8 protein-coding genes are annotated in these 15619 nt (G+C 64.7%); 7 read left to right on the top strand and 1 reads right to left on the bottom strand.

The annotated features are described in order from the left end of the window. Window positions 1-126: 126 nt before the first annotated feature. From DOM41_RS14585 to DOM41_RS14575, 3 genes are all read left to right on the top strand, one after another. Window positions 127-792: a phosphoglycolate phosphatase gene (locus DOM41_RS14585; RefSeq protein WP_110687568.1), complete on the top strand. Its 666-nt coding sequence runs from the start codon at window positions 127-129 to the stop codon at window positions 790-792. A gap of 210 nt (window positions 793-1002) precedes the next feature. Beyond that, window positions 1003-2496 (top strand): anthranilate synthase component I, encoded by a 1494-nt coding sequence (gene trpE / locus DOM41_RS14580; protein WP_110687662.1) that lies wholly within the window; start codon window positions 1003-1005, stop codon window positions 2494-2496. Between the two features lie 100 nt (window positions 2497-2596). Further along, complete coding sequence (locus DOM41_RS14575) at window positions 2597-3241, top strand: TVP38/TMEM64 family protein (protein ID WP_110687567.1); 645 nt, start codon at window positions 2597-2599, stop codon at window positions 3239-3241. Window positions 3242-3320: 79 nt separating this feature from the next. Here DOM41_RS14575 and argF read toward each other — a convergent pair whose 3' ends face one another. Next, entirely contained in the window at window positions 3321-4238 is a 918-nt protein-coding gene (gene argF / locus DOM41_RS14570) for an ornithine carbamoyltransferase (protein WP_110687566.1), read from the bottom strand. A 1135-nt stretch (window positions 4239-5373) separates the two neighbouring features. On the opposite strand from argF, the gene bcsQ reads away from it, so the two are divergent. The 4 genes from bcsQ to bcsD are packed head-to-tail and all read left to right on the top strand — an operon-like array spanning window position 5374 to window position 15618. Continuing rightward, window positions 5374-6210, top strand: coding sequence for a cellulose biosynthesis protein BcsQ (bcsQ, locus tag DOM41_RS14565; protein WP_110687565.1), 837 nt, complete (start codon window positions 5374-5376; stop codon window positions 6208-6210). Window positions 6211-6212: 2 nt separating this feature from the next. Then, entirely contained in the window at window positions 6213-10808 is a 4596-nt protein-coding gene (gene bcsA / locus DOM41_RS14560) for a UDP-forming cellulose synthase catalytic subunit (RefSeq protein ID WP_110687564.1), read from the top strand. Beyond that, window positions 10805-14989: a cellulose biosynthesis protein BcsC gene (locus tag DOM41_RS14555; protein WP_110687563.1), complete on the top strand. Its 4185-nt coding sequence runs from the start codon at window positions 10805-10807 to the stop codon at window positions 14987-14989. Before bcsA ends, DOM41_RS14555 begins: the two co-directional genes overlap by 4 nt. Next, window positions 14986-15618 (top strand): cellulose biosynthesis protein BcsD, encoded by a 633-nt coding sequence (gene bcsD, locus DOM41_RS14550; RefSeq protein WP_110687562.1) that lies wholly within the window; start codon window positions 14986-14988, stop codon window positions 15616-15618. The genes DOM41_RS14555 and bcsD overlap by 4 nt, the downstream gene beginning before the upstream one ends. Window position 15619: the final 1 nt, after the last annotated feature.

Raw genomic sequence — 15619 nt, 5'->3', positions numbered from 1 at the left:
GCCGCTCGCGCTGGCTTGGCATCCGGCTCGCGGCCCGACGATGCCCGGACGTGATAGGCTCGCGGCGCGGTCGATGCGCTTGACCCACCTCGAAGCCACTGTCCATCCCCGGCCCAGGAGTCACCGATGCACCCTTCGCTCGACGGCATCCGCCTCGTCGCCTTCGACCTCGACGGCACGCTGATTGATTCGGTGCCGGATCTCGCCGCCGCACTGGATGCCACGCTCGAGGAGCACGGTCTCTCGTCGGCGGGGGAGGCGCGGGTGCGTGACTGGGTGGGCAACGGGTCGCGCAAGCTGGTTGAACGGGCGCTGGCATTTGCCCTGGGCCGTGACCCGGAAACCTCGACGATCGATGCCGCCCTCGCGCGTTTTCTGAGCCACTACGCTGAGGCGCCCTGTCACAGGACGCGGCTATACCCCGGTGTAATGGAGGGGCTCGAGGCGCTCTCCCAGCGCAATCTCAGCCTTTGCCTCATTACCAATAAGCCACGGGCGTTCATCGCCCCGATTCTCGAGTCGCTGGGGCTCGATCAGTATTTCGTCGCTACCCTCGGCGGTGACTCGCTGCCGGAAAAGAAGCCGCATCCCATGCCGCTGCTGCATCTGGCGGCGCGCTTCGACGTCGCGCCGGCAGCCTGTCTGATGGTGGGAGATTCGCGCCACGATATCGAGGCGGGGCGGCGGGCCGGCTTTCGCACGCTGGCGGTGCCGTATGGCTACAACCATGGCGAGCCGGTGGCCGCGAGTGGCCCGGACTGTCTGGTTGAATCGCTTCGGGAACTCGTTTAGGGTCTTCCGAGCCGGCCCGCCGGGGCCGGCTTCGCTTTCCTACCCACGCGTTTCTCTCCTTAGCCGAGCCTCGACATGCGACCGGATATTCAGCGCTTTCTCCTCTCCCGCGTAATCAACCGCGACGATAAGCGTTGGCGATGGTGACCTTCAGCCCGAGTTTTTCGACCTTCGACCGCTGACGTTCACTTTCTGGAGATGGGTCCCATGATGACCTCCGAGCAGTTCGACGCGCTGGCCAACGCCGGCTACAACCGTATCCCGGTCACCCGCGAGGTGCTGGCCGACCTCGACACGCCGCTCTCGACATACCTCAAGCTTGCCGATGCCCCCTGGACCTTTCTGCTGGAGTCGGTGCAGGGTGGAGAGAAGTGGGGGCGCTACTCGATCATCGGGCTGCCGTGCCGCGAGCGGATCGAGGTGCGCGGATTCACCGTTCAGCACATCGTCGACGGCGAGCAGCAGGGAGCCACGGAAGTCGAGGATCCGCTCGCCTGGATCGAGCGCTTCCATGCCCGTTTCAAAGTGCCGGATCTCGACGATCAGCCACGCTTCGACGGCGGTCTCGTCGGCTATTTCGGCTATGACACCATCCGCTATATCGAGCCGCGCCTGCGGACCGCGCAAGCCGCGGACAAGCCCGATCCGATCGGGGTGCCGGACATCTTGCTGATGGTCTGCGACGACCTGGTCGTTTTCGACAATCTTTCCGGCCGGCTCCAGCTCCTGACCCACGCCGACCCGAGCACCGAACAGGCCTATGCCACGGCGGTGGAGCGGTTGGAGGCGCTTGAGGTGAAGCTGCGCAGCTCGACGCTCAACACGGTCAGTCCGGGGACTGGTCGGGGCGATGTCGTCGAAGACGATTTCCATGCCAGCTTCAGCGAACAGGGCTACAAGGAGGCGGTGGCGCGGATCAAGGAGTACGTGCTGGCGGGAGATCTCATGCAGTGCGTGCCGTCCCAGCGGATGTCGATTCCGTATCAGGCGCCGCCGCTGGATCTCTATCGCGCGCTGAGAAGTCTCAACCCGTCGCCCTACATGTTCTTCCTGAATCTTGACGACCATCATGTCATCGGCTCGTCGCCAGAGATCCTGACCCGGGTCGAGGGTGACGAAGTCACGGTTCGTCCGATTGCCGGCACCCGGGTTCGCGGCGCCACGCCCGAGCAGGACAAGGCGCTGGAGGAGGAGCTGCTGGGCGATCCCAAGGAGCTCGCCGAGCACCTGATGCTGATCGACCTGGGGCGCAACGACATCGGTCGGATCAGCCAGCCCGGGACGGTGGACGTCACCGATCAGATGGCGATCGAGCGTTACTCTCACGTGATGCATATCGTCTCCAACGTCACCGGCAAGCTCCAGCCGGGCATGTCGGCGATGGACGTGCTGCGTGCGACGTTCCCGGCAGGGACGCTCTCCGGCGCCCCGAAGATCCGCGCGCTGGAAGTGATCGATGAGCTCGAGCCGGTCAAGCGCGGCGTCTATTCCGGGGCCGTGGGCTATCTCTCCTGGCACGGCAACATGGACATGGCGATCGCCATCCGCACCGCCGTGCTGAAGGACGGCGAGCTGCACGTGCAGGCCGGCGGCGGCATCGTCGCTGACTCCGACCCCGACGACGAATGGCACGAGACGCTCAACAAGCGGCGCGCGCTGTTCCGTGCCGTCGCGATGGCCGAAAAGGGGCTCGACAACCTCTAGTCGTGTGTCGCTGCCCCGGTCGCGCCCGGGGCAGCGGTCGCCTGTTCGGCGTAGTCAGTCCTTTCATCATCCGGTCACGAAGATCGGTTCTCCTGCGGGTATGGCCCTTACTCGCGCGCTTCGATGTCGATTCTTCCCGCTACCACGCTGTCTTCTCGGTGGGTTGGGTGGCGTCCTCTGCTGTCTACTGCTGGCGGTCGCCGTTGCGCTGGATGCGTCGGTCTGGGCGCGACTCGATCGCCTCGATCCGATCGTCTTCTGGCTGGCGATGGCGCTGCTGCCCGCCGTGGGCGTGCCGATGACGCCATTCTATGTCGTGGCGGGGCTACGTTTTGGCGTCGGGGACGGTTTGGGGCTAGGTCTGACGGCCGTTCTCTGCCATCTGCTGCTGTGCTATGCGGTCGCCCGCGGCCGACTGCGAGGCTATTTTCGCGACACCCTCGATCGACGCTTCCCCGGACTGGCCCACCTCGATACCGATCGGCGTCACGCCTGGCGCATCACGCTGCTGATCAAGCTCGTGCCGGGGGTGCCGATGTTCCTCAAGCACTATGCCCTTGGGGCCGCGGGAGTGCCTCTCGGTGTCTATCTGGGGGTGGCGCTGGTGACAACGCTGCCCTATGCGGTGGCGTTCGTCACGCTGGGAGAGGCGGCGCTGGAGGGGAATGTCGGGCGCGTGCTCGCGGTCGTAGGGGGGCTGGCGCTGTTGGCGGCGGGCATTGGTCTTTGGCGCTCACGCCGATGAGTCACCCTGGCCGAGGACGCTAGCCAGACAAGGCGGCCGCCGAAGCGGCCGCGCTGTGAGACGACTCGCTGATTGGGCGTCAGTCGACCTTGCCCAGCAGTAGAAACTCGATCAGCGCCTTCTGTGCATGCAGCCGATTGCCTGCTTCCTGCCAAACCACGGCACGCGGGTCCTCGAGCAGCGTCTCGCTGATCTCCTCGCCGCGGTGCGCTGGCAGGCAGTGCAGAAAGAGCGCGTCGGCATTGGCTCGATCGAGCAGTGCCTCGGTGACCTGAAACCCGTCGAAGTCCCGCTCGCGCTTGGCCTGCTCTTCTTCCTGGCCCATCGATGCCCAGACGTCAGTGGTGATCAGGTCCGCGCCGGTGCAGGCCTCGACCGGATCGCGCAGGATGGTGACGCGCTCGCCCGCCGCTTCAACGATATCCGCGCGGGGGTCATAGCCTTCCGGGCAGCAGATCCGCAGGTTGAAGCCGAAGCGCAGCGCGGCGTTGATCCAGGAGTGGCACATGTTATTGCCATCACCGATCCATACCGCGGTCTTGCCCGCCACCGAACCGCGGCACTCGGTCCAGGTCATGACGTCGGCCAGCAGCTGGCAAGGATGGTAGTCGTCGGTGAGCGCATTGATGACCGGCACGCTGCTGGCCGCGGCGAAGGTCTCTAATCCTTCATGCGAGAAGGTGCGGATCATGACCGCGTCGACCATCTCAGAGAGTACGCGTGACGTGTCAGCGATCGGTTCGCCGCGGCCAAGCTGCGTATCCCGCGGCGAGAGAAACAGCGCGTGGCCGCCAAACTGAGTCATCGCCGTCTCGAACGAGACCCGGGTGCGCGTCGAGGATTTCTCGAAGATCATCGCCAGCGTTCGGTTGGCCAGCGGCGTGTAGGTGGGACCCTGGGTCTTGAGACGGTTCTTGATCGTGATGCCGCGCTGAATCAGGTAGGCGAGTTCGTCGGCGGAGAGATCCAGCAGGGTCAGAAAGTGGCGTGCGCTCATTCGGCAGTCCTGTGACGTCGTGGCAGAACGGAAAAACGAATCGGGTGACGCGAACACCGGCCGGAAAGGGCAGGGCGCGAGACGTCCGATTCGAGGAAGCACCAACGAAAAGGGCGCCGCGAACGCGGCGGCAAGGCTCAGCATTCGTGGCGCCCGCACCGGCTTGGCCGGCTCGTGCGAAGATCATTCATCCTACCCAGCGCCTTTCGGGCGCGCAACGTGTCAACACGATCTTGAAACACGCGTCGCCACCGGTTCGGAAACCGGTGGCGCCGTCGATGGTGTGGCTTGTGACGGCGAGGTCATTGCTCTCAGTCAGTCGACTGAGAACCAGCGTGTTAATGCGCCAAGGAAAGCCCGTAACACCGGATTCATGAAAACGATGACCTCTGTCTCGTCCCCTCATTCGGCGTGGAGCCGTGTCGGCCGGGGAGAGGGGAACCTAGGGGGGGGGCGCGCCGGCATGAGAGATCGCCTAGCAGTTTTCAGCGTTGGCCGCCATCTTTTTTGTTACTGTAAGTAACAAAGTGTGTTAGTGTGCCGTTTTAGAATCGCTACAAACATCCGGTTTCATAGGGCTGTCGTGGCGGCAGGACGATGATTCGACGCAGGGTTCTCTCGTGACACTCCCCCATGATGTTTCGGCGCTTCTGGCCACTGTTGGCATCGACGGTGCGACCTACCAGGATTTCTCCAGCGACCGCGCTGGCGAGGCGCATCACACCTCCCCATGGCGTCTGCTGCGGGCGGTCGCGACCGCTAACGACGCTCTTTCCCCCTTGTCGGGTTCGGCCGTCCCGAATCCAGTCGAAGCCGCCGTCGCGGCGACGCACTGTCGGTCCGCTCGCGACGACGCCTTCGTGGTCCCCTCGTTTGCACCTCGTGGCCATCAGTCCCACGCGGTCATGAATGGCGCCCCCGACGCCGCGGCGATGGCCGGCGCCGCCCTGGCGAGGGAAGGTGCCCGGCCGTTGATCGAGGGCGAAGGTGGCCCCGACGCGCCGCCTTTTCGGTTATCGCTGCACGCCGGAGACCCTGGGGCGAGGTCCCCTGAACGACCCGGACAGGACGATGCGTCGCTGGAGACGTCATCGTCTGAATTACCGCTATCCAGCGTGTTGCAGAGGGTGTCTCCATGGCCTTGATCAATTTGCTGTCTCCCAAGGGAGGCGTTGGGTGCACCACGCTGTGCGCAAACCTGGGCATGGCGTTGGAGCACCTGGGCTATCAGGTCGTGCTGGTGGATCTGGATCCGCAGAATGCGCTTCGACTGCATTTCCAGCTGCCTCTCAATGATCCCCAAGGTCTGATCGACCGGTTCGATGCCGACGTGGAGTGGCGTCAGCTGGTTACACGGCTATCGGATGGCGTGGACATTCTGCCGTTCGGTAACGCCTCCGACGCACGCTTGAGCGGTTTTGCTGACATGCAGCGCCGACCCGGCGAACTCTCGCACCGATTGCGCACGTTGTCTCAGACGCCCAATACGTTGGTGGTCGTGGATGCGAACGTCTTTCCGCTTTGCGAGGTGTCGCCTTTGATCGACGACGCCGACCTCAATCTGTTGGTCTTGATGGCGGATGCCGGCTCCGTCGCGTTGATGCCACGTCTGGAGAGCCAGCCGGGCAGTCTTCGCCAGGCCAGCGAGCAGGGGCGTCTGGGTTACCTGATCAATCAGATCGATACCCGCTCGCGACTGAAGCGGGAAATCGTGGAGTTGATGCTGAAACGGTTGGCACCGTTGGTGGTCGGGGCGGTGCATCGTGACGAGTCCCTGGCCGAAGCGCTGGCGGAACAGCGCAGTCTATTCGAACAGGCGCCGTTCAGCGCCGCCGCGCGGGATATCGAGAAAGCGGCCCGTACCCTGGCGCAGCAGTTTCCGCTGCGCTTCGCCGGTATCGATACGACGGCCAGACCCGCAGCGGGGCTCACGCCAGGCGGTGTCGCGTCGACCCATGCGAAGTGGCCCTAATCATGTTCAACCGCTCCTCTCGTCCGGCTTCGAACGCTGACGCCCAATCCGCCTCGCCAAAGACCGATCGCAAGGCGACATCACGTCTGACCGCAGTGATCACCTCCGTGGTCGTGCTGGTGACGTTGGCGATCGTCACGCTCACCGTGACCACACCGATGTCGCTGACCCACCAAGGAATGTTCGGGCTGATCACGGTGGTAGCGATGCTGGTGCTGCTGCGCCTGCGCGCGCGGTCCAAGCCGATCGCCATCTTTTTGATTCTGCTGTCGGCGGCGATCTCGACCCGCTATCTCTACTGGCGGGCGACCGAAACCCTGGTCTTCCAGAGCTGGCTGGAAGCGGCGCTGGGGTATGGGCTTTTCGCCGCGGAACTCTACGCCTGGGTCATCTTGATTCTGGGTTACGTGCAGAACATCTGGCCGCTGGAGCGCAAGGTGGTGCCAATGCCGGCAGACACCCGCACCTGGCCTAGCGTTGATGTCTATATCCCGACGTACAACGAAAGCCTGCAGATCGTGCAGGATACGGTGCTGGCGGCGCAGAACCTGGACTACCCGAGCGACAAGCTCAATATCTACCTGCTCGACGACGGGCGGCGGGAGGCATTCGCGGCCTTCGCGGCGGCAGCCGGCGTGGGATACATCACGCGTTCCGACAACCAGCACGCCAAGGCCGGCAACCTGAATCACGCCATGACGCTGACCCAGGGTGACTTGATCTGCATCTTCGACTGCGACCATGTCGCGACGCGAGGCTTCCTGCAGATGACCGTCGGTAGCTTCATCGCGGACGACAATCTGGCGCTGGTCCAGACGCCACACCACTTCTATTCCCCCGATCCGTTCGAGCGCAATCTCAGCGTTGGCCATCGCATGCCCACCGAGGACGAGCTGTTCTACGGTCTGATCCAGAAGGGCAACGACTACTGGAATGCGACATTCTTCTGCGGCTCCTGTGCGGTGATTCGACGCTCGGCGCTGGAGGCGATCGGTGGTTTCGCGGTCGAAACGGTGACCGAAGACGCTCACACGGCACTCAAGCTGCAGCGGCTTGGATGGAATACCGCCTTTCTGGGCGTGCCGTTGGCGGCTGGCCTGGCCACCGAGCGCCTGTCGCTGCATGTCGGCCAGCGGATGCGCTGGGCGCGCGGCATGACGCAGATTCTGCGGCTCGACAACCCATTGTTCGGGCGGGGACTGTCGCTGATGCAGCGACTCTGCTACCTCAACGCCATCCTGCACTTTCAGTTCGCGCTGCCGCGTATCGTGTTTCTGACCGCGCCGCTGGCGTATCTACTGACGGGTCAGAACATCATCGCCGCGTCCGCCGGCATGATCTTCGTCTACGCCTTGCCCCATCTGGCTCACACGCTGGCACTCAACTCGCTGTTGCAGGGGCGCTACCGATTCAGCTTCTGGGCCGAGATCTACGAAACGGTGCTGTCGTTCCATCTGGTCAAGACCACGCTGACGACGCTCATCAGCCCGAATCGCGGAAAGTTCAACGTGACCGACAAGGGCGGCTTGCTTCCCGAAGGGTTCTTCGATTTCAGGATCGTGCGACCTCATCTGATCGTGGCTGGCCTGCTCGTCGTCGCCATCGTCTGGGGCGCGGTGCGCCTGGTCTGGAACGAGCCGTTCGGCATCGAGCGCAATGTGATGTTGCTGAACCTCTTCTGGGCCAGTTTCAGTCTACTGATGCTGCTGGCGGCCATCGCCGTGGCGAGAGAGTCGCGACAGGTCCGGGCCAGTGTGCGCGTCGGTGCCGAGCTGCCGACGGTGGCCTACCGCACGGATGGCCATGCCGACACTGCGGTCACGCGAAATCTATCGATGGGGGGGGCGCTGGTGGAACTGGCGGCCGCTGTCGATGGCCAGCCGATCGAGTGGATCGAACTGGATCAGGGCGGTCAGTTGACCAGTTACCCGGTGAGCGAGATTCACCGCGAGGGACGCCAGGTGCGCTTGCGCTTCGGTCGGCTGGATGTCGGGCAGCGGCGCCAACTGGTTCACGCCGTCATGGGACGCGCCGATGCCTGGTTGCCACGACGGGATCAGGTCGACCATCCGCTACGTTCGCTGTGGTGGGTCGTCCGCTCGGTGTTCGGACTGTTCTTTACCTCCTGGCAGCAGCGCCGGAGCGAGACCTCGCGCGATAGCCATTCGTCGGGCTCCTACTGGGTTGCCGGGCGGGTACTGGCGGTGCTCGCGCTCGCGGCGGCACTGCTGCTGACGGCGCACACGGCGTTGAGTCAGGAAGGCCCGCTCCCGCAGCCGACGATCGACGCCGATGGCAAGCTCTCCTTTGCGCCGGCGGCCACGTTCGAGGCGAACCGTGCCAACGCGACGGAAGCGGACTCTCGCCCCGGGATAAGCGGTGAACAGTGGGAGAGCGCCACGCTGGGCCAACTCACCGGCGGCAAGAACATCGTTCTGAGCGGCGCTCGCGCGCGTGCTGGCGTGCCGTTCTCCCTGCGCGAGGATGAGCTGGCGACGCAGGCGACACTGATGCTGCAAATGCGCATGTCCGATTCCGCTGCGGGCGCGCGGCAACGCCTGAATATCTCCCTCAATGGCGAACCGCTGAGAAGCCTGATGCTGGAACACGACCCGGGGGAGCGCTTCACGTTGGAGCTGCCGATCAAGCCGGCGCTTCTGGTGACGCATAATCGGCTGGATTTCGCGCTCGCGATGCAGAGCGACGCGCAATGCCTGCCGCCGGCGGCCTCATCCCAGGCGCTCACGATCGAACGAGGTTCGTTGCTGCAACTGGCGCTGCGTCGATTGCCGCTGGAGCGGGACCTCCGGCACTTTCCGCTGCCGTTCTACAGCGCCATCGCGATTTCACCGGCCGCTGCGAAGATCGTGCTGCCGGAGGCGCCCGATGAGACCACGCTGCAGGCGGCCACGCTGCTGGCGTCTTACCTAGGCAGTCGCGCAGAGTCCCGCGAGCTGGGTTTCCGTGTCTCCCAGGGGCGCATCCCCGATGACGATGCCATCGTGCTAGCGCCCGGCGATGACGCCATCGCCGGCCTGGAGCCTGAGCAGGTGGCAGGCAACGGGATCCGTCTGATTGCTCACCCGCTCAACCCCGCGCATACGCTGATGGTCGTGCATGGCGACTCGTCTGCGGCGCTGCTGGCGGCGGTGCAGGATCTCGTGGTCAACCAGTCGCGACTCTCCGGAAGCGAGCGTGAGACGCAGCCGGTCGAACTGCCGAGCGCCACGGCCAGCAGCGCGCCCAATTGGATTTCTTCCACCCAGCCGGTCGAACTCTCCTCATTGAGTGAGGGCGAGGAGCTGCAGAGCCCCGGCATTGCGCATCCGGCAATCGATATCAACTTCCGCGCGGCCCCCGATCTGTTTCTGTGGCCGGGGCAGACGTTCCCGCTGACGTTGCAGTACACCTTCCCCAGCGCCGATTGGCTCGACGAGTCGCGATCCCGGCTCGACGTCAATCTCAACGGGACGTACCTGGGGTCGCTGGGGGTCAATCAGACCGGCGTCCTCGAACATCTCTGGGGCAAGCTGGGCGGAGATACACGCCAGGAGCAAGGCGTCATCGCCATACCGCCCTATCTCATCTATGGCGAGAACACGCTGAGTCTCTACTTCGACCTGAAGTCGGAGGAAGACGTCGGGTGTCAGGCCTCGGCGGTCAATGCGAGTGGCGGTGGGGCGGCGTCAGACGACGACACCATCGGCGGCGATTCACTCAGCCAGATTTCGCCGGACTCCACGCTGGACCTGAGTCAGGCGCGTCACTTCGCCACGCTGCCCAATCTTTCCTACTTCGTGGGGGCGGGATTTCCGTTCACCCGCCGACCGGATCTTGCAGAGACTGCGCTCCTGCTGCCGGCCGAGCCGGATACCCGCGAGCTCGAGACCCTTCTGAACCTCGCCGCGAGGCTGGGCGAGTCCACCGGGGTGGCCGCATACCGGGTCGCAGTGGGACTGGGCGAGCGAGGGCTTGCCCGTTACGCCGATCGCGATCTGCTGGTCGTTGCGCACACGTCATCGCCGTTGATGAAGGTGTTGCTGGATGGATCGCCGTCGGCGCAGGGAGAAGTGGGTATCGATGACGGTCAACTGAGTGTCAGTCATCCCGGCTGGTCGCGGCGGGTGAGGGATTGGCTGCAGGGTCAGTGGCGGACCGATCATGATTCGCTGCGGCGTGCACTCGTCAGTCGCCGGCATGTCGATGCGCTGGTCGCCTTCGAGTCGCCGTGGGAGGAAGAGCGCAGCGTGGTCATCCTTACCTCGGATCAATCCGAGGCGCTGCCCGGACTCCTGGACGCCCTGGACGAGCGCCGTGTCAGCCAGGCGATACGCGGCGATGTGGCGTTGATCGACGGGGATGGCAGCGTGACCGCTTTCGATATCTCGACACGCTATCAGGTCGGCAGCATGCCTTGGCCACAGCGCTGGTACTGGGTGTTCGGTGAACGGCCGTGGTGGCTGATGTGGCTGATGATCGTCTCGCTGCTGCTCTGTACCGTGATGCTCTACCCACTGCTCAAGCGCCGCGCGGCAATGCGTCAGGCGACGATTCCTTCCCCCGCATCGGGACAGTCAAAGGACGAGGTCGGACCATGAAACGCGATAAGTGGTACGGCATTCTGTTGCTTGGCATGCTCGGCGGTAGCGTGCCGCTGATGGCGCAGCCCGTCGATGAGAGTCTGCAGCCGCTGTTCGAGCAGGCAGTATTCTGGCAATCCCGTCAGCGTGTCGATCTGGCCGAGCAGTCGCTGAAACGCGTCCTTGCGGTGGAGCCAGAGAATCCCGAGGCGCTGTTCCGATTGGGACTGTTGGCGCTCGACAACGACGACAAACAAGCCGCGGATGACTGGTTGGCTCGACTGCAGCAGGTGGCGCCCGATGACGCAAGAGTCGAGCGCCTGAAACAGGCGAAGGCGCGGCGCGACATCGACACCACGGGACTGGCACGGGCGAGGGCGCTGGCCAAGGCCGGTAACCTGCCCGGCGCACTGCGGGAATACGATCAGATTTTTGGTGACGCCGGCCCGCCGTGGGATCTGGCTCCCGAGTACTACGAAACGCTGGCGGGCACCGAGGCCGGCTGGGCCGAGGCCAGCCAGGCACTCGACGCGTTGCATCAGCGCGACCCTGATGATGCGTCGGTCGCGTTGTCGCTCGCTCGCGTGCTGAGTTATCGCGACGCCTCTCGACGCAAGGCCATCGATCAGCTGAGCCAGATGTCACCGACGGCGTCGACAAAAGCGGCGTGGCGTCAGGCGTTGCTGTGGCTGGATGCCGACATGACCGATCAGGGGCTCTACGAGCGCTATCTACAGCGCTACCCCGATGATCAGTCCGTGCGGGAATACTTTCTCGCCACGGCGGCCGAACCCGAACCCGACCCTGTCGCCGATGCCCGTGGTGACGGGTATCAGGCCCTCGACAAGGGCGATCTCGACCAGGCCCGGCAGCAGTTCGGTACGGCGCTGGAGGCCGATGCCGATGACGCCGAGTCGCTGGCGGGCTTAGGGCTGGTGGCGCTGCGTCGTCAGCAGTTTGCCGAGGCACGCGATCAACTGGGGCGGGCGATCCAGCTTGCGCCGGCCAAGGCGGGAGCGTGGAAAGACGCCTTCCGCAGTGCCAGCTTCTACGCCGAGCTGGCGTCAGTTCGACAACTGGCGGCCAGCGATCAGATGGCGGCGGCGTTGACGCGTGTCGCACCGCTGACACGAGAATCGGGTCGCAAGGGGCGTTCGGCCCGACTGCTGCAGGCGGACCTTCAGCACCGTCAGGGCGATGAGGCCGCCGCGGAGCGCGGTTATCGTCAGGTGCTGAGAGAAGACGCGAATAACGTCGCCGCTTCCCGGGGGCTGGTCGGGGTGCTTCGGGCGCAAAAACGCTGGCAGGATGCACAAGCCGTATTCCAGCGGCTGCCGGCCAGTGCGCGAGCGTCTCTGGGCGATCCGCGTCGCGATCAGGCTCAGGCGTTACGAGAGCGGGCCGGTCAGTCTTTTGCCGACGGCGACAACGCCGAAGCGCTCGAACTCTACAATCAGGCCATTCAGCTAACGCCGGATGACCCGTGGCTGCGTCTGGATCTGGCGCGTCTCAACGAGTCGCAGGGGAAGCCGTATCAGGCCAGCTTCGTCATGTCTCAGGTGCTGGGTGACGACGCAACTCCCGAGGCACTGCAAGCCGGCGCGATACTGGCCAGCGAGCAGCAGCGCTGGAATGATGCCGATGCCCTGCTGAAGCGACTGCCGCCTCAAGCCGACTTGCCGGCGGCGATCAGCGAGCTTCAGGCGCGGGTCGCCTTTCAACGCCAACTGGCGACGATCGAGCGGCGTCTGGCGTCTCACGATCCGTCGGCACGCGAGAGCCTCTACCAGTGGTATCGCAATCCGCCATCGTCGCCGGCCGCCGTGGGTAGCGTCGCGCTCGCGCTGGCAGATGCCGGGCAGCCGGGAATGGCACTGGAGCTGGTGCGCCGAAATCTCGCCCAGGCCGATGTCGCCGCGAAGCCCACGGCTTACCTGAGCCATGCGCTGGTCCTTGCCCGAACGGGGCACTTCGATGATGCCGATAACCTGTTGACGCGGCTGGGTGCAGCGGCGTCCTCGCCGGAGCAGCAGGCGAAGGTGGCACAGACCGCTGGCGGGGTGGCGGTCACCCGTGCGGATCAGTTGCGTGAACATGAGCGTTTCGCCGACGCCTACGATGTGTTGCAGCCGGCACTGCAGCGCTCCCCCGACGACCCCGAGTTACTGCTGGCGTTGGGTCGGCTATACAGCAGCGGCGGGATGCCCGAGGCGGCAACGACCGTTTACGATCGTCTGCTCGAGACCCGACCGGATGATGACGAGGTGGTGGCCGGTGCCGTCAATGCGGCACTGGAGCAGGGCGACGATGAGCGTGCCGAAACGCTGCTGGTGAACCATGCGCCGCTCTCGTCCCCCGAGCTGGTCATTCTGGCGGCGCGGACGGCCCGCGCTCAGGGCGACCGCCCGCAGGCGATGCGGCTGCTGGAACAGGCCCGAGACCGACAACTGGCAGAGCAGGGCGATAACGCGCTGCTACCCCGGACAGCAGAGGCCTACTCGCGGCTGGGAATGGCCGATAACCCCTTCCGACAGGCCCGGCAGACAGCAGGTCCAACGCTCCAGGGGCGTTCACAGGTCAGCGGCGACGAATCCGCCAAGGGGGAAAGCCTGGCCGGCGATGCCACGCTCGCGGAGATCGACCGGTTGTTGGCGGAGTTGCAGGCTGAAACGGCCTCTCGCTTGATTCCCAGTGCCACGTTGCGCTTGCGTGACGGCGAGTCGGGGCTCAGCGAGCTCACGTCGGTCGGCAGTCGGATGACGTTCTCGGCGGTCCCGTTCAACCGGGGAAGGCTGGAGGTTTCCGTCTCTCCGGAATATGTCTCGGCGGGAGACATCGGCAGTCGCGCCAACGAACGCTATGCCAGCAATGCCTTCGTGACGGCCGCGGAGACGCTGCAGACCCGGCTATCCGACGTCTCGACGATTCTGGACAGTATTCAAAGTTCGGCGGACAACTATCAGCTGCTGGCGTTACAGGATCAGCAGAACCCCGGCGACCCGCTGACTCAGCTGCAGTTGTCGCGCGCCGCGGAGGCTTTTCAGCAGGCGCTGCAGCGTAATCCGTTCTTTGAAGCCGGTATCGACACGGCTTCCCTCAACAACGATCAACTGGCGCAGTTCCGGACGGCGGTGACCGACTTCATTGTCAGCGATGATCTGTCGAGCGCTCAGCGCACCCGACTGCTGGCGGATCTCGACGATCTTTTCGCGGCCGATTTCGCCAATCTCGATGCCGAGGGGTTTACCGCGCAGCGACAGGCACTGGAGCAGAGCCTGACCCGCGTTCAGCAGGGAATCGGTCGACGACTGGCTGGCCTGCCAAGCGCGGCACGAGACCCCAAGACGTTGAGCGATGCGGGCGCCGGGCTCGATCTCGCCTATCAGCTGGGTCCGGTGCGAGCCGATATCGGCAGCACGCCGCTCGGATTTGAAAAGTCCAACGTCGTGGGTGGTGTGACCTGGCGTCCGCAGGTGGCTGATGACACGCATCTCACTGTGACGGCCGAGAGACGCGCGGTAACCGACAGCGTACTCTCTTACGCCGGGGTGAAGGACCCGCTCACCGGCGAGACCTGGGGGGCCGTGACCCGCACCGGCGGCAAGGTCGGCATCGAGTATGACGATGGCACCAGTGGCGCTTATGCCAGTGTCGGTGCCGCTCTCTATCGCGGGGATAACGTGGCGGATAACCACTCGGTCACCGCCACCACGGGCGCTTATGTTCGACCGATCAATGAGCCTGACCGCCAGTTGCAGCTCGGGGTCAATCTCGGCTACATGGGGTTCGACAAGAACCTGCGCTATTTCACGGCCGGCCATGGCGGATACTTCAGCCCGCAGGACTATGTCAGCCTCGCGTTCCCGATCAGCTATCAGCAGCAACAGAACGAGTGGACCTACCGCGTCAGCGCGGCCCCCGGATTCCAGAGCTATCAGGAAGACGATGCCGACGTGTTCCCCGAAGATGGTGACGCGCAGTCACTGCTCGACACCCTGGCAACGGTCGGGCTGGTGGGGCAGTCACGCTACGACGGCGAGAGCAAGTCGGGCTTCGGCATCACGCTGTCCGGGGACGTCAGCTATGAACTGGCGCCGGATCTGAGCGTCGGCGGCACGCTCGGGTATGACTCGTTCGGCGACTACTCCGAAACCACGGGGTCGGTCTATCTCAACTACCAGCTGGGGGCCTTACCATGAATCGGCCGGTCGAGGACGCCACGCTGGAGACCACGAAGACCTTTGACCTGGAGGCGCGCTGGAGCCGCCCGCCAACGGCTGGCGAGCGTCAGGGCGTGCCTCCCGGTAGCGAAGTTGGCATCGGCACCCACGGGCCCACCGCGCCCCGGTTATCCGAAGCGCCGATCGGTGGTGACGCCGACGATCTCCCGGATATCGTCGAGGGCACGTCGACCTGGTCGAAAGTCCTCGATGTGCTGCTCGACGAGCTGATCGTGGGGGCGGGCGCCGCCGAAGCGCAGCCTTTCCTGCAGCGCGTAGGCCAGCGGCTGTCGGAAGACCTGCCGCTCGGCCAGCCACCGACGCTGCCGGCGCTGGAGTCGGCAATCAATCGTCGACTGGATCAGTTGGGCTGGGGATGGAGTTCGATCCGCGATGCCGGTCAGCACCTGATTATCGAGCAGGGGGACTATCCGATGATGAGCCGGCGTGTCAGGGATGCCGCAGAGCGCCAGCGCCTGATCGGTCTGTCATGGATACTGAGCGGTCTCTACCAAGGCTGGCTGGGTGAGCAGGGGGGGCATGGGGAAGCCCGTTGCCATCGCTGCCACGCGCAGCAGACGCTCATCTTTCATTACGGTAGCGTATGAA

The sequence above is a fragment of the Salinicola aestuarinus genome (assembly GCF_003206645.1).
Lineage (GTDB): Bacteria > Pseudomonadota > Gammaproteobacteria > Pseudomonadales > Halomonadaceae > Salinicola > Salinicola aestuarinus.
This window is presented reverse-complemented; position numbering and strand designations above follow the sequence as displayed.

Bases quoted from the DNA above. Each gene is read 5' to 3' on its own strand.
- DOM41_RS14585 (WP_110687568.1), top strand. From the start codon at position 127: ATGCACCCTTCGCTCGACGGCATCCGCCTCGTCGCCTTCGACCTCGAC.
- trpE (WP_110687662.1), top strand. From the start codon at position 1,003: ATGACCTCCGAGCAGTTCGACGCGCTGGCCAACGCCGGCTACAACCGT.
- DOM41_RS14575 (WP_110687567.1), top strand. From the start codon at position 2,597: ATGGCCCTTACTCGCGCGCTTCGATGTCGATTCTTCCCGCTACCACGC.
- argF (WP_110687566.1), bottom strand. From the start codon at position 4,238: ATGAGCGCACGCCACTTTCTGACCCTGCTGGATCTCTCCGCCGACGAA.
- bcsQ (WP_110687565.1), top strand. From the start codon at position 5,374: ATGGCCTTGATCAATTTGCTGTCTCCCAAGGGAGGCGTTGGGTGCACC.
- bcsA (WP_110687564.1), top strand. From the start codon at position 6,213: ATGTTCAACCGCTCCTCTCGTCCGGCTTCGAACGCTGACGCCCAATCC.
- DOM41_RS14555 (WP_110687563.1), top strand. From the start codon at position 10,805: ATGAAACGCGATAAGTGGTACGGCATTCTGTTGCTTGGCATGCTCGGC.
- bcsD (WP_110687562.1), top strand. From the start codon at position 14,986: ATGAATCGGCCGGTCGAGGACGCCACGCTGGAGACCACGAAGACCTTT.